General features: G+C 73.4%; 13 protein-coding genes. 3 read left to right on the top strand and 10 right to left on the bottom strand.

The features are described from left to right. Window positions 1–109: 109 nt before the first annotated feature. Window positions 110–772, bottom strand: a complete 663-nt coding sequence (gene pdxH, locus AB5J51_RS22775; protein ID WP_234382066.1) for a pyridoxamine 5'-phosphate oxidase — start codon at window positions 770–772, stop codon at window positions 110–112. 200 nt (window positions 773–972) lie between these two features. Here pdxH and AB5J51_RS22770 point away from each other — a divergent pair, with 200 nt between their 5' ends. Then, entirely contained in the window at window positions 973–2,079 is a 1,107-nt protein-coding gene (locus tag AB5J51_RS22770; protein WP_136225736.1) for a citrate synthase 2, read from the top strand. A 75-nt stretch (window positions 2,080–2,154) separates the two neighbouring features. On the opposite strand, the gene AB5J51_RS22765 is transcribed toward AB5J51_RS22770, so the two are convergent. The 7 genes from AB5J51_RS22765 to AB5J51_RS22735 form a co-directional block, all read right to left on the bottom strand. Continuing rightward, window positions 2,155–2,772: a TetR/AcrR family transcriptional regulator gene (locus AB5J51_RS22765; protein WP_030298607.1), complete on the bottom strand. Its 618-nt coding sequence runs from the start codon at window positions 2,770–2,772 to the stop codon at window positions 2,155–2,157. Next, complete coding sequence (locus AB5J51_RS22760; RefSeq protein ID WP_369778516.1) at window positions 2,760–3,497, bottom strand: enoyl-CoA hydratase family protein; 738 nt, start codon at window positions 3,495–3,497, stop codon at window positions 2,760–2,762. Before AB5J51_RS22760 ends, AB5J51_RS22765 begins: the two co-directional genes overlap by 13 nt. Before the next feature lie 95 nt (window positions 3,498–3,592). Then, window positions 3,593–4,765 (bottom strand): acyl-CoA dehydrogenase family protein, encoded by a 1,173-nt coding sequence (locus AB5J51_RS22755; RefSeq protein WP_053786505.1) that lies wholly within the window; start codon window positions 4,763–4,765, stop codon window positions 3,593–3,595. After that, a complete protein-coding gene (locus tag AB5J51_RS22750) occupies window positions 4,762–6,786 on the bottom strand; it encodes a biotin carboxylase N-terminal domain-containing protein (protein ID WP_369778515.1) in 2,025 nt (674 codons plus the stop codon). The genes AB5J51_RS22755 and AB5J51_RS22750 overlap by 4 nt, the downstream gene beginning before the upstream one ends. An 8-nt stretch (window positions 6,787–6,794) precedes the next feature. Continuing rightward, window positions 6,795–8,393, bottom strand: coding sequence for an acyl-CoA carboxylase subunit beta (locus AB5J51_RS22745; RefSeq protein ID WP_136225740.1), 1,599 nt, complete (start codon window positions 8,391–8,393; stop codon window positions 6,795–6,797). Then, window positions 8,390–10,192, bottom strand: a complete 1,803-nt coding sequence (locus AB5J51_RS22740) for an acyclic terpene utilization AtuA family protein (RefSeq protein ID WP_369778514.1) — start codon at window positions 10,190–10,192, stop codon at window positions 8,390–8,392. The genes AB5J51_RS22745 and AB5J51_RS22740 overlap by 4 nt, the downstream gene beginning before the upstream one ends. Then, window positions 10,189–10,989, bottom strand: coding sequence for a TIGR03084 family metal-binding protein (locus AB5J51_RS22735; protein ID WP_369778513.1), 801 nt, complete (start codon window positions 10,987–10,989; stop codon window positions 10,189–10,191). The genes AB5J51_RS22740 and AB5J51_RS22735 overlap by 4 nt, the downstream gene beginning before the upstream one ends. Before the next feature lie 306 nt (window positions 10,990–11,295). Between AB5J51_RS22735 and AB5J51_RS22730 the strand changes: the two genes are divergently transcribed. After that, window positions 11,296–12,909 carry an alpha/beta fold hydrolase gene (locus AB5J51_RS22730; protein WP_369778512.1) on the top strand — a complete coding sequence of 538 codons (1,614 nt, stop codon included), beginning with the start codon at window positions 11,296–11,298 and terminating at the stop codon, window positions 12,907–12,909. 79 nt (window positions 12,910–12,988) lie between these two features. Here AB5J51_RS22730 and AB5J51_RS22725 read toward each other — a convergent pair whose 3' ends face one another. Further along, window positions 12,989–13,453 carry a hypothetical protein gene (locus AB5J51_RS22725; protein WP_369778511.1) on the bottom strand — a complete coding sequence of 155 codons (465 nt, stop codon included), beginning with the start codon at window positions 13,451–13,453 and terminating at the stop codon, window positions 12,989–12,991. A 40-nt stretch (window positions 13,454–13,493) separates the two neighbouring features. On the opposite strand from AB5J51_RS22725, the gene AB5J51_RS22720 reads away from it, so the two are divergent. Beyond that, window positions 13,494–14,522, top strand: coding sequence for a helix-turn-helix transcriptional regulator (locus AB5J51_RS22720; protein ID WP_369778510.1), 1,029 nt, complete (start codon window positions 13,494–13,496; stop codon window positions 14,520–14,522). Between the two features lie 26 nt (window positions 14,523–14,548). Here AB5J51_RS22720 and AB5J51_RS22715 read toward each other — a convergent pair whose 3' ends face one another. Then, the gene (locus AB5J51_RS22715; protein WP_369778509.1) at window positions 14,549–15,496 is read right to left on the bottom strand and encodes a DMT family transporter; all 948 of its coding nucleotides are present in this window, start codon (window positions 15,494–15,496) and stop codon (window positions 14,549–14,551) included. Window positions 15,497–15,543: the final 47 nt, after the last annotated feature.

Genomic DNA, 15,543 nt, shown 5'->3' with positions numbered 1-15,543 from the left:
AGCAGTCACCCGACCCGCGGGCTCGCCGGTACGTCCGGCCGGCTTCTCTCACTGCAGGAGAGAAACCCGAGCCCGCGGGTCGTCTGCGTTCTAGCGGGTCGTCTGCGTTCTAGGGGCAGAGGCGTTCCAGGCGCCACTTGCCGTCCTCGAGGACGTAGCGCAGGCGGTCGTGGAGCCGGTTCTCGTGGCCCTGCCAGAACTCCATCGCGTCGGGGACGATCCGGATGCCGCCCCATTCGGGCGGGACGGGAACCTGCTCGCCCTCGGGGTAGCGCTCCGCGAGTTCCGCGTAGCGGCGGTCGAGCTCGGCGCGGGAGCCGATCACCCGGGACTGTTCGCTGGCCCAGGCGCCCAGCTGGGAACCGTGCGGGCGGGAGCGGAAGTACGCCGCCGTCTCGTCGCGGCCGATCCGCGAGGCCGTGCCGGTGACGATGACCTGGCGGGCGATGGGGTGCCAGGGGAAGAGCAGCGCGACGTGCGGGTTCGCGTCGATCTCGCGGCCCTTGCGCGAGCCGTAGTTGGTGTAGAAGGCGAAGCCCCGCTCGTCGAACTGCTTCAGCAGCACCGTGCGGGAGCTGGGGCGGCCGTCGGGGGTCGCCGTCGAGACGACCATCGCGTTCGGTTCGAAGAGGTGCGAGTCGGCGGCCTGCTGGAACCACTCGGCGAACTGCCGCATGGGGTCCTCGGCGAGGCTGCCCTCGTGGACGATCTCCGAGCGGTACTGCTTGCGCATCGTGGCGGGGTCAATGTCCTGGTCGGTCACGCGAGCCATCCTGCCGCAGGAGTGCTCGCGGCAGTGTGCCGTATGTCACGCTTCCGCCTGCCATCCGGAACCGCCAAAATCTTGGGGCCGGTCCGGAGGTCCCCACACGGGTGACCGACGGCCGTGCCGGGCATCAACGGGGATGACCGCGCCGGACCGCGAGTCACGCCGGGAGCCGCGCGTGTTCGCACTATCTGAGGAGCCGCCTGATGTCCGACTTCGTACCCGGGCTCGAAGGGATCGTCGCGTTCGAGACCGAGATCGCCGAACCGGATAAGGAGGGCGGGTCGCTCCGCTACCGCGGGGTCGACATCGAGGATCTCGTCGGGCACGTCTCGTTCGGCAACGTCTGGGGCCTGCTGGTCGACGGGGCGTTCAACCCGGGCCTGCCCGCCGCCGAGCCCTTCCCGATCCCGGTGCACTCCGGTGACATCCGTGTCGACGTGCAGTCCGCGCTCGCCATGCTCGCCCCCGTGTGGGGTCTGAAACCGCTGCTCGACATCGACGAGCAGACCGCCCGCGACGACCTCGCGCGCGCCGCCGTGATGGCGCTGTCGTACGTCGCCCAGTCCGCGCGCGGGCAGGGCCGGCCGATGGTGCCGCAGAGCGAGATCGACAAGGCCGAGTCCGTGGTCGAGCGGTTCATGATCCGCTGGCGCGGCGAGCCGGACCCGAAGCACGTCAAGGCCGTCGACGCGTACTGGACCTCGGCCGCCGAGCACGGGATGAACGCGTCGACGTTCACCGCGCGGGTGATCGCCTCGACCGGTGCGGACGTCGCCGCCGCCCTCTCGGGTGCCGTCGGCGCCATGTCCGGGCCGCTGCACGGCGGTGCGCCGTCCCGCGTCCTCGGCATGATCGAGGAGATCGAGCGCAGCGGCGACGCCGTGGCGTACGTGAAGAAGGCCCTGGACAAGGGCGAGCGGCTGATGGGCTTCGGGCACCGCGTGTACCGGGCCGAGGACCCGCGCGCCCGTGTGCTGCGGCGTACCGCCAAGGAGCTGGACGCGCCGCGCTACGAGGTGGCCGCCGCGCTGGAGAAGGCCGCGCTGGAGGAGCTGCACGCGCGCCGCCCCGACCGGGTGCTCGCGACGAACGTGGAGTTCTGGGCCGCGATCATGCTGGACTTCGCGGAGGTCCCGGCGCACATGTTCACCTCGATGTTCACCTGCGCCCGTACCGCCGGCTGGTCGGCGCACATCCTGGAACAGAAGCGCACGGGCCGCCTGGTGCGCCCGTCGGCCCGCTACATCGGCCCGGGTCAGCGCAACCCCCGCGAGATCGAGGGGTACGCCGACATCGCCTCGACGGCCTGAGCCCCTCCTTCGTACGCCGGTCGCCGGTCAGGGCGCCGCCTCCCGTGAGTACGGGGGCGGCGCCCTCGGTGTTCCTCAGCCGAGGGTGTCGTCCAGGATCCGGGACCACTGGGCGACCACGCGGGCACGGCGGGCCGTGTCGTCGGTGAGGACGTTGGCCAGGCCGAGGCCGCGGGCCATGTCGAGGAGGCCCTGCACGGTCTCGCGTACGCCGGGGACGGACTCGTCCGCGCCGAGGAGCTCCACGGCGATGCGGTGGGTCTCGCGGCCCACGCGGGCCTCCAGTTCGGTGACCTGGGGGCGCAGCTGCTCCTCGTTGGAGGCGGCGACCCACAACTGGAGGGCGGCCCGGAAGAGGGCTCCGGTGTAGAGGTCGACGAGGGCTTCGACCACGGCGGGGCGGGCGGCGGGTCCAGCGTGGAAGAGGTCGAGCAGGGCGGCGGAGCGTTCCTCGGCGACGTAGGCGACGGCGGCGGTGAACAGGTCCTCGCGCGTCGGGAAGTGGTACTGGGCCGCGCCTCTGGAGACACCGGCGCGTTCGGCGACCACGGCGACGGTGGAGCCGGCCCAGCCCTGTTCGGCGAGGCAGGAGACGGCCGCTTCCAGGAGGTGGCGCCGGGTGACGCGGCTGCGGGCCTGCTTGGGGCCGGGCTGGGCGTCCTGCGCGGGGCCGGCGTCGGTCACAGGGCCCATGACGGGTCCCGGCGTTCGAAGCGGGCGCTGATGCCCTCGCGGGCCTCGGCGGAGCCGAAGTGGTGTGCGGACAGCTCGGTGAGCGCGGCGCCGTCGTGGGCGAGGACGGCTCGCACCGGGGCGGTGAGGAGTTCCTTGGTGGCGGCGAGGGCCTGCGGGCCGGCTTTGCGCAGACCGGTGAGGACGGGTTCGAGGACCTGGTCCACGTCGTCGCCGTGGAGGGTGAGCAGGCCGATCCGGACGGCTTCGGCGGCGTCGAAGGCCTCGGCGGTCAGGAAGTACCGGGCGGCGGCGCGCGGGTCCAGGCGCGGCAGCAGCGGCGCGGAGATCACGGCCGGGACCACGCCCAGGTGGGTCTCGGTGAAGGCGTACGTGGAGGCGGGGCCGGCGGCGGCGATGTCGCAGACGCCGAGGAGGCCGAGGCCGCCCGCCCGGACGTGGCCGGTGACGCGGGCGACGACCGGCTTGGGGAGTTCGGCGATCTCGCGGAGCAGGGCGAGGAAGTCGGCCGGGTCACAGGGGGACTTCAGGTCGGCCCCGGCGCAGAAGGTGCCGCCGGTGTGGGTGAGGACGACGGCCCGTGCCTCCGGGTCCGCCGCCGCGTCGGCCAGGGCCCCCCGCAGCTCGCCGACGAGGTCCGCGGAGAGGGCGTTGCGGTTGGCCGGGGAGTCGAGCGTGAGGGTGGTGACGCCGCGCGCTCGCGCGGCGTCGACTGGGCGGGTCATGCCATGTCCTCCGGAGGTTGTGCGGATCGTGGGGCGGGCGGCGGCCCGCCGGCGCCCGGCCGGACGGACGGCCGGGCCGGGACGCCGGAGACCCCTCAGTACGACTTGGGCAAGCCCAGGGTCTGGTGCGAGACGAAGTTGAGGATCATCTCGCGGCTGACGGGGGCGATGCGGGACACCCGGGAGGCGGTGATGAGGGAGGCCAGTCCGTACTCGCGGGTGAGGCCGTTGCCGCCCAGGGTGTGGACGGACTGGTCCACCGCCTTCACGCAGGCCTCGGCGGCAGCGTACTTGGCCATGTTCGCGGCTTCACCGGCGGCCATGTCGTCGCCCGCGTCGTAGAGGTGGGCGGCCTTCTGCATCATCAGGCGGGCGAGTTCGAGGTCGATGTGGGCTGCGGCGAGGGGGTGGGCGATGGCCTGGTGGGCGCCGATCGCCTCCTTCCAGACCTGGCGGGTCTTCGCGTACTCGACGGCCTTGGCCAGGGCGTGGCGGCCCATGCCGATGGCGAAGGCGGCGGTCATGATGCGCTCGGGGTTGAGTCCGGCGAAGAGCTGGAGCAGGCCCGCGTCCTCGTCGCCGACGAGGGCGTCGGCGGGCAGCCGTACCTCGTCCAGGACCAGTTCGAACTGCTTCTCCGCCGCCTGGAGTTCCATGTCGATGACGGAGCGGGAGAAGCCGGGGGCGTCGCGCGGCACGATGAACAGGCAGGGCTTGAGGCTCCCGGTGCGTGCGTCCTCGGTGCGTCCCACGATGAGGGTGGCGTCGGCGATGTCCACGCCGGAGATGAAGACCTTGCGCCCGGTCAGCACCCACTCCTCGCCGTCGCGGCGGGCCGTGGTGGTGATGCGGTGGGAGTTGGAGCCGGCGTCGGGTTCGGTGATGCCGAAGGCCATGGTGCGGCTGCCGTCGGCGAGGCCGGGGAGCCAGGCCTGCTTCTGGGCGTCGGTGCCGAAGCGGGAGATGACCGTGCCGCAGATGGCGGGCGAGACGACCATCATCAGCAGGGGGCAGCCTGCCGCCCCCAGCTCCTCGAGGACGATGGAGAGTTCGGCGATGCCGCCGCCTCCGCCGCCGTACTCCTCGGGGAGGTTGACCCCGAGGTAGCCGAGCTTGGCGGCGTCGGCCCACAGCTCGTCGGGGTGGCCGCCCTCGCGGGCGATGCGGGCGAGGTACTCGCGTCCGTAGCGCTGCCCGAGGGCGGCGACGGCGGTGCGCAGGGCCCGGTGTTCTTCGGTCTCGACGACGGCGCTGGTGGCAGGGCTCATGCTGGCGTTTCCTCCTGGACTACGGCGAGCAGGGCGCCGAACTCGACCGTGTGGCCGAGGGTGGCGTGGAGCGCGGTGAGCGTGCCGGAGGCGGGCGAGACGATGCGGTGCTCCATCTTCATGGCCTCCAGCCAGAGCAGGGGCTGCCCGGCGGTGACGGCGGCGCCGGGGGCGAGGCCCTCGGCGACGCGGACGACGGTGCCGGGCATGGGGGCGAGCAGGGAGCCGGGTTCGGTGCGGTCCTGGGGATCGGTGAACCGGGGGACGGGGGTGAGGGTGTGCGCGCCCAGCGTGGGGGTCCCCCCGCCGAAGGCAGGGGGAGAGTCGACATAGGTCTCGGCGGCTTCGAGTCCGGCTCCGGTGCCCCCGGTGTTCGATTTGTGTTTCACGTGGAACATCCGGCGGACGCCCTCGACTTCGAGGGTGACGAGGTCGGGCGCTGCGGCCAGGACTCGAACGCCGGGATGGTCGACGAGCTCCGGAGGTCCGCTGCGGGCGGGCCGGTAGCGGACCTCGTACGCGGTGCCGGCCGCGCTGTAGCGGCGGATCTGCGGCTGGGAGCGGAGGTTGCGCCAGCCTCCGAGGCGGGCGGCGAGCGGGGCGTCCGGGGCCGCTGCGGCGGCCGCGAGGGCGGCTGCGACCGCGGCCAGGGTGGCGTCCGGGCTGCCTTCGGTGAGGGCTCCGAGGTGGCGCTCGTAGAACCCGGTGTCGAGCCGTGCCGCGGCGAACTCCGGGTGCAGCAGGGAGCGTACGAGGAGCTCGCGGTTGGTGGTGAGCCCGTGGATGCGGGCTCCGGCCAGGGCATGGGCGAGAGCGCGGACGGCCTCGGCCCGGGTGGGGGCGTGGGCGACGACCTTGGCGAGCATCGGGTCGTAGTGGACGCCGACGGTGTCCCCGTCGGCGAAGCCGGTGTCGACGCGGACCTCACCGGGGACGGCGAGGGTGTGCAGGACTCCGGTCTGGGGGCGCCAGTCCTGGGCGGGGTCCTCGGCGTACAGGCGGGCCTCGACGGCGTGGCCGGCGGGCTGCGGAGGCGTCAGCGGCAGGGCGGCGCCCTCGGCGATGCGCAGCTGCAGGGCGACGAGGTCGAGGCCGAAGACGGCCTCGGTGACGGGGTGTTCCACCTGGAGGCGGGTGTTCATCTCCAGGAAGTACGGGCGTCCGTCGGCGGTGACGAGGAACTCGACCGTGCCCGCTCCCTGGTAGGAGACCGCGCGGGCGGCGGCCACGGCGGCCTCGTGGAGGGTGGTGCGCAGTGCCTCGGGCAGGGCCGGGGCCGGAGCCTCCTCGATGACCTTCTGGTGGCGCCGCTGGAGGGAGCAGTCGCGGGTGCCGAGGGCCCAGACGGTGCCGTGGGAGTCGGCGAGGATCTGGACCTCGACGTGGCGGCCGCGTTCGACGTAGGGCTCGGCGAAGACCTCGCCGTCGCCGAAGGCGGAGCGGGCCTCGGCGGAGGCGGCCTCCAGCTCCTCCTTGAGGGTGTCGAGGTCGCGTACGACGCGCATGCCGCGGCCGCCGCCGCCCGCGGCGGCCTTGAGCAGGAGGGGCAGGTCGGCGGCGGTGGCGTCCGCCGGGTCGACGGGGTCCAGGAGCGGGACCCCGGCGGCGCGCATCAGCTCCTTGGCCCGGGTCTTGGAGGCCATGGCCTCGATGGCCTCGGGTGGCGGGCCGATCCAGGTGAGTCCGGCGGCGAGGACCTCGCGGGCGAAGCCGGCGTTCTCGGAGAGGAACCCGTAGCCGGGGTGGACGGCGTCCGCGCCGGCGGCGAGGGCGGCCTTGATGACCAGGTCGCCGCGCAGGTAGGTGTCGGCGGGGGCGGCGCCGGGGAGGCGCACGGCCGCGTCGGCCTCCCGTACGTGCAGGGCTTCGGCGTCGGGGTCGGAGTGGACGGCGACGGTGGCGAGGCCGAGGGCGCGGGCGGTGTGGAAGACGCGGACCGCGATCTCGCCGCGGTTGGCGACCAGGAGGGAGGTCAGGGGCCGCTGGGTCAGGGGCTGCTGGGTCAGGGGCTGCTGGGTCATGTGCGGGCTCACATCCGGAAGACGCCGAAGCCGCCGCGGGCGCCCTCGACGGGGGCGTTGTGGACGGCCGACAGGCACAGGCCGAGGACGGTACGGGTGTCGCGCGGGTCGATGACCCCGTCGTCGTACAGCCGCCCGGACAGGAACATCGGCAGGGACTCGGACTCGATCTGCGCCTCCACGAAGGCGCGCATCCCGGCGTCGGCCTCCTCGTCGTACGGCTGTCCCTTCGCGGCGGCGGACTGGCGGGCCACGATGGACAGGACGCCGGCGAGCTGCTGGGGGCCCATGACGGCGGACTTGGCGCTGGGCCAGGCGAAGAGGAACCGCGGCTCGAAGGCACGGCCGCACATGCCGTAGTGGCCGGCTCCGTAGCTGGCGCCGATGAGGACGGAGAGGTGCGGGACGCGGGAGTTGGAGACCGCGTTGATCATCATCGAGCCGTGTTTGACGATGCCGCCCTGCTCGTACTCCTTGCCGACCATGTAACCGGTGGTGTTGTGGAGGAAGAGGAGCGGGATGTCGCGCTGGTTGGCGAGCTGGATGAACTGGGCGGCCTTCTGCGACTCGGCGCTGAACAGCACGCCCTGGGCGTTGGCGAGGATGCCGACCGGGTGGCCGTGGAGGGTGGCCCAGCCGGTGACCAGGCTGGTGCCGTAGAGGGGCTTGAACTCGTCGAAGTCGGAGGCGTCGACGATGCGGGCGATGACCTCGCGGGGGTCGAAGGGGGTCTTCAGGTCGGCCGGGACGATGCCGAGGAGTTCCTCGGGGTCGTACTTCGGCTCCTCGGCGGGCTGTGGATCGGGGTGGGGCTTGCGGTGGTTCAGGCGGGCGACGACGCGGCGGGCCTGGCGGATGGCGTCGTGCTCGTCGAGGGCGTAGTGGTCGGCGAGGCCGGAGGTGCGGGCGTGCATGTCGGCTCCGCCGAGGGACTCGTCGTCGCTCTCCTCGCCGGTGGCCATCTTGACGAGCGGCGGACCGCCGAGGAACACCTTGGAGCGGTCCTTGATCATGATGGTGTGGTCGGACATCCCCGGGATGTACGCGCCTCCGGCGGTGGAGTTGCCGAAGACGACGGCGACGGTGGGGATGCCGGCGGCCGAGAGCCGGGTCAGGTCGCGGAAGACGGCGCCGCCCGGGATGAAGATCTCCTTCTGGGAAGGGAGATCGGCGCCGCCGGACTCGACGAGGCTGATGCAGGGGAGTCGGTTCTGGCGGGCGATCTCGTTGGCCCGGAGGGCCTTCTTGAGCGTCCAGGGGTTGGAGGCGCCGCCGCGGACGGTGGGGTCGTTGGCGGTGACCAGGCATTCGACGCCCTCGACCGTGCCGATGCCGGTGACGATGGAGGCGCCGACGGGGTAGTCGCTGCCCCAGCCGGCGAGCGGGGACAACTCCAGGAAGGGCGTGTCCGGGTCGAGGAGCAGCTCGATGCGCTCGCGGGCGAGGAGCTTGCCGCGGTCCTTGTGGCGGGCCGTGTACTTCTCGCCGCCGCCGAGGAGGGCCTTGGCGTGCTCGGCGTCGACCTCGGCGAGGCGTTCCCGTGCGGCGGCGCGGGCGGCGGCGAACTCGGGGGCGTGGGGGTCGACGGTGGTGGTGAGTCGGGTCATGGGCCGGTCCCCTCCGGGGCGGGCAGCAGGTGGGTGGGGATGTCGAGGTGACGGGCGCGCAGCCATTCGCCGAGGGCCTTGGCCTGGGGGTCGAAGCGGTGGGCGGAGGCGACGCCGGCGCCGAGGATGCCGGGGACGGTGAAGTTCAGGGCGCGGAGGTTGGGCAGGGGGTGGCGGGTGACGGGGAGACCTGCGGTCTCGGGGAGCAGGGTCTGGAGGGTCTCGACGGTGAGCGTGCGGTGGAGCCAGTCCCAGGCCTCGTCGGATTCCACCCACACCCCGATGTTGGCGTCGCCGCCCTTGTCGCCGCTGCGGGCGCCGATCACCCTGCCGAGGGGGGCGCGCGTCATGGGCCCGGCGGGGCTCTCCCCCGCCCCGCCCCTTCCCGCAGCACCGGTCAGCGCCTTCGCCGCGGGCGGGACTCCGCCCCGGACCCCGGCGGGGGCTTCGCCCCCCGGACGCCCGTCCCGGGGCTCCGCCACGGACCCCGCGGCGCCCGGCGGCACGTCCGGGATGCGGGGGGCCGGGTGGCGGGTGCCGTCGGGGAGGACCGCCACGTGGGGGACCGAGCTCGCCGGGATCGTCGACGACGTGAACACGCCGTACGGCTGGGCCGGGCCCGGCGGGGTCGTGACGTGGAAGCCCGGATAGCTGGCCAGGGCCAGTTCGATGGCCTCCGAGGTCAGCACGCGGCCCACCCGGTCCGCGGAAGGGTCCCACACCACCAGGCGCAGAAGTGCGCTGGCCGTCTCCTCCGTCTCGGCGTCCTCGTGGTCCGTACGGGCCAAGGTCCAGTCGGCCGTGGCCACCTGGGACAGCGCATCGGCCAACTGCGCCCGGACCAGCGCCGCCTTCGCCTCGATGTCCAGCCCGGTCAGGACGAAGACCACCTCGTTGCGCCAGCCGCCGATGCTGGTCACGCCCACCTTGAGGGTGGGTGGCGGGGCCTCGCCCGCGACTCCCGTGATCGCCACCCGGTCCACATCCACCTGCGACAGGCGGACCGTGTCCAGGCGGGCCGTGACGTCCGGGCCCAGGTAGCGGGGGCCCTGGGTCTCGTACAGGAGTTGGGCCGTGACCGTGCCCGTGGAGACGACGCCGCCCGTGCCCGGGTGTTTCGTGATCACCGACGAGCCGTCCTCGGAGATCTCCGCCAGCGGGAACCCGGGCCGGCGGACGTCGTGCGCCGTGAAGAAGGCGTAGTTGCCGCCGGTGGCCTGGGTTCCGCACTCCAGGACGTGGCCCGCCACCACCGCCCCCGCCAGCCGGTCGTAGTCGTCCGGCGCCCAGTCGAACCACCAGGCCGCCGGCCCACTGACCAGGGCCGCATCGGTGACCCGGCCCGTGACAACCACGTCCGCGCCCGCCCGCAGGCAGGCCGTGATGCCCGCGCCGCCGAGGTAGGCGTTCGCGGTCAGCGCCCCCTCCGTGAACGGCATCAGGTCGTCGCCCTCGACATGGGCGACCGACACCGGGACCCCGGCCTTGGCGGCGAGCGTGCGGATCGCGCCGGCCAGTCCCGCCGGGTTGAGGCCGCCCGCGTTGGCGACGATCCGTACGCCCCGCTCGTGCGCGAGGCCGAGGCCCTCCTCCAGCTGGCGCAGGAAGGTCTTGGCGTAGCCGAGGTCGGGGGTCTTCAGCCGGTCGCGGCCGAGGATCAGCATGGTCAGCTCGGCGAGGTAGTCGCCGGTCAGCACGTCCAGCGGGCCGCCGGTCAGCATCTCCTCGAACGCGCTGAAGCGGTCCCCGTAGAACCCGGAGGCATTGCCGATGCGCAGCGGCCGCCGGAGGCCGGTCATCGTGTGGCCCCCGGGGCGCGGCCGGGGCCCGCCGGGCCCGCGAAGGCCTGGGCGATGTCCAGCCAGCGGTCGGCCTCGGGGCCGGTCGCGGTCACGGCCAGGTCCGCACGGTGGGCCCGCTGGGTCACCAGCAGGCAGAAGTCGAGCGCCGGGCCGGTGATCCGGTCGGCCGCGTCCGGCGGGCCGTAGACCCAGGGCTCACCGCCGTCCGGGGGTACCAGCTCCACCCTGAACTCCCCGGCGGGCGCGGGCAGTCCCCGCACGGCGAACGCGTAGTCGCGGGCCCGTACGCCGATCCGGGCCACGTGCCGCAGCCGCGCGGTCGGGGTACGGCGTACTGCGAGGGCGTCCGCGACGTCCTGGCCGTGCGCCCACGTCTCCATCAGGCGGGCGCTCGCCATGGAGGCGGCCTTCATCGGCGGCCCGTACCAGGGGAACTTGGCGTCGGGCGAGGCCGCGGCCAGCGCCGCGTCGAGGGCGGCGCGCCCGGCCCGCCAGCGGTCCAGCAGCTCCGCGGGCGGCAGCGCGGCGCCCTGGGCCGCGCCCTCGTCCACGAAGGAGCCGGGGGACTTCACCGCCTCCTCGACCATCAGGGCGAAGCCTTCGGGGTCGGTGAGGGAGACCAGCGCGGCACGGTCGGTCCAGTGCAGGTGGGCGATCTGGTGGGCGACGGTCCAGCCGGGCGCGGGGGTGGGCCCGGCCCATGCGGCGTCGGGCAGGTCCCGTACCAGGGTTTCGAGTTCGAGGCCTTCCTCGCGCAGATCGGCGAAGACGGCGACAGCTGACGGATCGAGCACGGCGGGCTCCCCTTTCGGCGTGAGGGGAAGACTGGCAGCCGTCAGCAAAACAATCAAGCATGCTTGCATGATTTGCCCATCGGGCGCCGCCTTCGCGCCATCACCCCCAACTGGCCTGGGTCACCGCTGATTTCGCGGTCGGCACCTACCCCGGGCAGGTCCGGGGCCACGGCCGCCGCGAGCCCGGAGGAGGCGATTCAGGCCGTACGTCGGAAAGCACCGAAAGATCACCGGATGTCGCATCGATACTGAACGCTTCGTCCCCCACCCCGCGAAGAATTCACTCGACGAAGAGGATGAACCGACGTGATTCCAGCCGCTTTCTCCCTCTATCCCGAACTCGACGCGAACACCCTCACCGCCTTCGTCACCGCCCTCGAGACGGGCGACGTCACCGGCCTCGCCCCCGCCCGCGCCGCCGAGGTCGCCGACACCCGCTCCGTCGCCGTCTTCAGCCGCGCCAAGGTCGCCGGCGCCGACGGGGACCTGCTCGACGCCGCGCTGTGGCGGCACAACGCGGTCCAGCCGCGGCCGGTGATCGTGATGCCCTCGCCGTGGACGAACCACGGCTGGCTCCCGTACGCCGTCCAGGCCAGCGTCTTCGCGGCACGCGGCTACAACGTCCTCGCCTACAGCACCCGCGGCTTCGCCGGCTCCGAAGGCCAGGTCGACGTGGCCGGCCCGCTCGACGTCGCCGACGGCAGCCGGGCCCTGGACCACCTCATCGAGCGCACCGCGGGCCCGGTCACGAGGATCGGGTTCCTGGGGGACTCGTACGGCTCGGGCATCAGCCAGCTCGTCGCCGCGCACGACACCCGCGTCGACGCGGTGGTGGCGCTCAGCACCTGGGGCGACCTCGGCGAGGCCTTCTACGAGAACCGGACCCGGCACGTGGCCGCCGTCGAGGCGCTGCTCAAGGCCGCGTCCAAGGCCCGGCTGAGCCCGCAGACGCAGAGCGTGTTCGAGAACGTCCTCGCCAACCGCGACATCCGGGGCACCCTGCGCTGGGCCGAGCCGCGTTCGCCGTTCAGCCACATCAAGGAGCTCAACCGCCGCCAGGTCCCGGTGTACTTCTCGCACGCCTGGCACGAGACGCTCTTCCCCGGCAACCAGACGCTGAAGATGTTCAACGAACTCACCGGCCCCAAGCGCCTCGACCTCTCCATCGGCGACCACTCGGGACCCGAGATGACGGGCATGATCGGCCTGCCCAACCGGATCTGGACGAACGCCCACCGCTGGTTCGACCAGCACCTCAAGGGGATCGACAACGGCATCGCCGACGAGGGCCAGATACTCAGCGAGGTCATGTGGGGCCAGGCCCTGGAACCCCGCCCCACCTGGCATTCCGTCACCGAAGAGGTGCGCCGGCTGTACCTGGTGAGCGGCGGGGAGCTCGCCGAGCGGCCCGAGGCCGGCTGGAGCGCGGGCGTCCTGTGCGGGGTGGACACCCCGGCGACCGTCGCCGACGAGATCGTACGGTCGGGGTACGACGAGATCGCGGGCCGTCCGAAGGCCTACCGGACCGGCGACATCGACCGCACCGTCGCCGCGGTCTGGGCGGCGGACCCGGAGGCGGAGACGACCCGGCTGCGCGGCACGCCCCGCCTGCGCGTCACGTACCGGGCCGCGAACTCCAAGTCGTCGTTCGTCGCGTACCTGCTCGCCGTGGCGCCCGACGGAACGGCGCACATCGTCACGCACGCCCCGTACTCCGACCTCGACTCACCGCCGGACAGCCTGGTCAGCGCCGACATCGAGCTGCAGGCGACGGCGTACGACGTCCCGCGCGGGCACCGGCTGATGCTGGTGATCGACGCCCGCGACCCGTTCTACGGGGACGCCAACCTGCCGCGCGCGACGCTGGCCTTCACCTCCCCGGAGGCCACGCCGTCGTACCTGGACCTGCCGCTGGGATGACGGCCCGATGAGGACTGCGCCCGCACCACCGGGCACCCCCGTGGCCGGCGGGGCGGGCGCAGTCCCGGACCCGACGGGTTCAGGAGGGCCGGGCGGTGCGGCGCGTCAGGTCCATCGTCCAGTTGAGGAGCCAGGTCGCGCCCTCGTCGAGGGAGAAGTACTGCTCCCAGCGGGCGGAGTCGGCCCGGACGTCCTTCCAGACGAACCGCGCCCGGACGGCCTTGCCGGCGTGGGTGTCCTCGCCCTCGAAGACGCCGGTGCCGTCCGTGAAGCGGCCGGTGACCGGCGGGAAGAGGGTGCCGGTGCGGCGGCTCGCCCAGTACAGCGACCACTGCTCGCGCTCCGGGTCGTACAGGCGCAGGGTCAGGCCGGCGAAGCCCTTCGTCGGGAACTCGATCTCGTCGAAGTTCGCGGCGCCGTCGAAGTGGCGGGAGGCCTTGGACAGGGCCGGGAACTCCTCCCAGTCGCTGTCGGGGTCGAGGAAGTCGGTGCGCCAGCGGTTGGTGACGTCCCAGGTGCCGAAAAGAAAGTCGAAGTCGTTCATGCCCCGCACCGTAGGAGGATTCCACTGACATCCTGTGTCAGTGAAGTCCAGCCGACTGCTGTCGATCCTGCTGCTGCTCCAGACCCGGGGGCGGATGACCGCCGCCGAGCTCGCGCAGGAGCTCGAGGTGTCCGTACGCACGGTCTACCGCGACGCGGAGGCGCTGGCCGCGGCGGGCGTCCCGCTGTACGGGGACGCCGGGCACAGCGGCGGCTACCAGCTGCTCGCCGGCTACCGGACCCGGCTGACCGGGCTGAGCACGGGCGAGGCGGAGGCGCTGTTCCTGAGCGGGATGCCGGGTCCGGCGGCGGAACTCGGTCTCGGGCAGGCCCTGTCGGCGGCCCAGCTGAAGCTGCGGGCGGCCCTGCCGGCGGAGCTGCGGGAGCAGGCCGACCGGATGCGGCTGCGGTTCCACCTGGATGCGCCGGGGTGGTACGCGGAGCACGAGGAGACCCCGTACCTGGCGCAGGTCGCGGACGCGGTGTGGCGGGGGCGGGTGATCGAGGTCCGCTACCGGCGGTGGAAGGAGCCGCAGGAGGTGGACCGGCGGCTCGAGCCTTACGGGCTGGTGCTGAAGGCGGGCCGCTGGTACCTGGTGGCCGCCCCGGCGGAGCCCTCCGGGCGGTCCGGGGCGGCGGGCGCGGCAGGGCCGCGGACGTACCGGGTGGACCAGATCCTGTCGGTCCGCGAGACGGCCGAGGAGTGCCTGCTGCCGGAGGGCTTCGAGCTGGCGGCGCACTGGCGCAGGACCCAGGAGGAGTTCCATGCGCGGCTCCATCCCGAAGAGGCGGTGGTACGGCTCTCCCCGCGGGGCGCCGCGCGGCTGACGGGGGCCCAGGCGCGGGCCCTGGCCGCCGGGGGCGCCCCGGACCCGGAGGTGGCGGGCTGGACCCGGGCGGTCCTGCCGATCGAGTCGCAGGAGCAGGCGCAGGCGCAGTTCCTGGCCCTGGGCCCCGACGCGGAGGTCCTCTCCCCACCGCCCCTGCGGGCCCTGATCCGGGATGCGCTGGGGGCGATGACGGCCCGGTACGGGGACGGGGAACGAGACGGATCAGGCCCCGACGCCTGACTCGCCCAGGCGGATCGTGCCCGGGATCAGGCGGCGACCGCCTTGCGGCCCTGGGAGCGGACCGCGCCCATGCTCGCCCCGATGACCAGCGCGATCGCCAGTGCGTCCAAAGCCGACATCGCCTGGTTCAGGATCAGGAACCCGGCCGTGGCCGCGATCGCCGGCTCCAGGCTCATCAGGACCGCGAACGTCGGTGCGGGCAGGCGGCGCAGCGCCAGGAGTTCCAGGGTGTACGGCAGGACGGAGGACAGGACGGCGACACCGACCCCGAGGGCCAGGGTGCTCGGGACCAGGAGGTCGGAGCCCGCTTCGACCACGCCCAGCGGGAGGGACAGCACCGCCGCCACCGCCATGGCGAGGGCCAGCCCGTCCGCCTGCGGGAAGCGGCGGCCCGTACGCGCGCTGAACACGATGTACGCCGCCCACATCGCGCCCGCTCCGAGGGCGAAGGCGGCGCCCAGGAGGTCGAGGCCGCCGAAGCCGCTGCCGCCGCCGTGGGTGGCCAGCAGGGCGACTCCGGCCAGGGCCAGGCCCGCCCACAGCAGGTTCACCAGACGGCGCGAGACGGCGACCGAGAGGACCAGCGGGCCGAGCACCTCGAGGGTGACGGCCGGACCGAGCGGGATCCGGTCGATGGACTGGTAGAAGAGCCCGTTCATGCCGGCCATCGCGACGCCGAAGGCGACGACGGTGACCCAGTCCGCGCGCGAGTACCCGCGTACCTTCGGGCGGCACAGGGCCAGCAGCACCAGCGCGGCGGCCGCCAGCCGCAGCGTGACCACGCCCGCGGCGCCCGCCCGCGGCATGATCATGACCGCGAGCGCGGCGCCGAACTGCACCGAGACCCCCGCCGCGATCACCAGTGCGACCGGGCCGAAGCGCGACGGGCCGGCGGCCGGCGGGAGGGCCGGAACCGCGGGGGCGACGGCCACCGGGGTGGGGGTGGGGGCGGATTTGGGGGAGGGTGCGGGCATTCATCCAGACTAAGGGGTAGGTAAGGGCCATCGGGGCGTGCGTTGCC

It is taken from the genome of Streptomyces sp. R33, from assembly GCF_041200175.1.
Classification (GTDB): domain Bacteria; phylum Actinomycetota; class Actinomycetes; order Streptomycetales; family Streptomycetaceae; genus Streptomyces; species Streptomyces katrae_B.
This window is presented reverse-complemented; position numbering and strand designations above follow the sequence as displayed.

Bases quoted from the DNA above. Each gene is read 5' to 3' on its own strand.
- AB5J51_RS22715 (WP_369778509.1), bottom strand. From the start codon at position 15,496: ATGCCCGCACCCTCCCCCAAATCCGCCCCCACCCCCACCCCGGTGGCC.
- AB5J51_RS22760 (WP_369778516.1), bottom strand. From the start codon at position 3,497: ATGACCCGCCCAGTCGACGCCGCGCGAGCGCGCGGCGTCACCACCCTC.
- AB5J51_RS22770 (WP_136225736.1), top strand. From the start codon at position 973: ATGTCCGACTTCGTACCCGGGCTCGAAGGGATCGTCGCGTTCGAGACC.
- AB5J51_RS22745 (WP_136225740.1), bottom strand. From the start codon at position 8,393: ATGACCCGACTCACCACCACCGTCGACCCCCACGCCCCCGAGTTCGCC.
- AB5J51_RS22755 (WP_053786505.1), bottom strand. From the start codon at position 4,765: ATGAGCCCTGCCACCAGCGCCGTCGTCGAGACCGAAGAACACCGGGCC.
- AB5J51_RS22765 (WP_030298607.1), bottom strand. From the start codon at position 2,772: ATGGGCCCTGTGACCGACGCCGGCCCCGCGCAGGACGCCCAGCCCGGC.
- AB5J51_RS22725 (WP_369778511.1), bottom strand. From the start codon at position 13,453: ATGAACGACTTCGACTTTCTTTTCGGCACCTGGGACGTCACCAACCGC.
- AB5J51_RS22750 (WP_369778515.1), bottom strand. From the start codon at position 6,786: ATGACCCAGCAGCCCCTGACCCAGCAGCCCCTGACCCAGCGGCCCCTG.
- pdxH (WP_234382066.1), bottom strand. From the start codon at position 772: ATGGCTCGCGTGACCGACCAGGACATTGACCCCGCCACGATGCGCAAG.
- AB5J51_RS22740 (WP_369778514.1), bottom strand. From the start codon at position 10,192: ATGACCGGCCTCCGGCGGCCGCTGCGCATCGGCAATGCCTCCGGGTTC.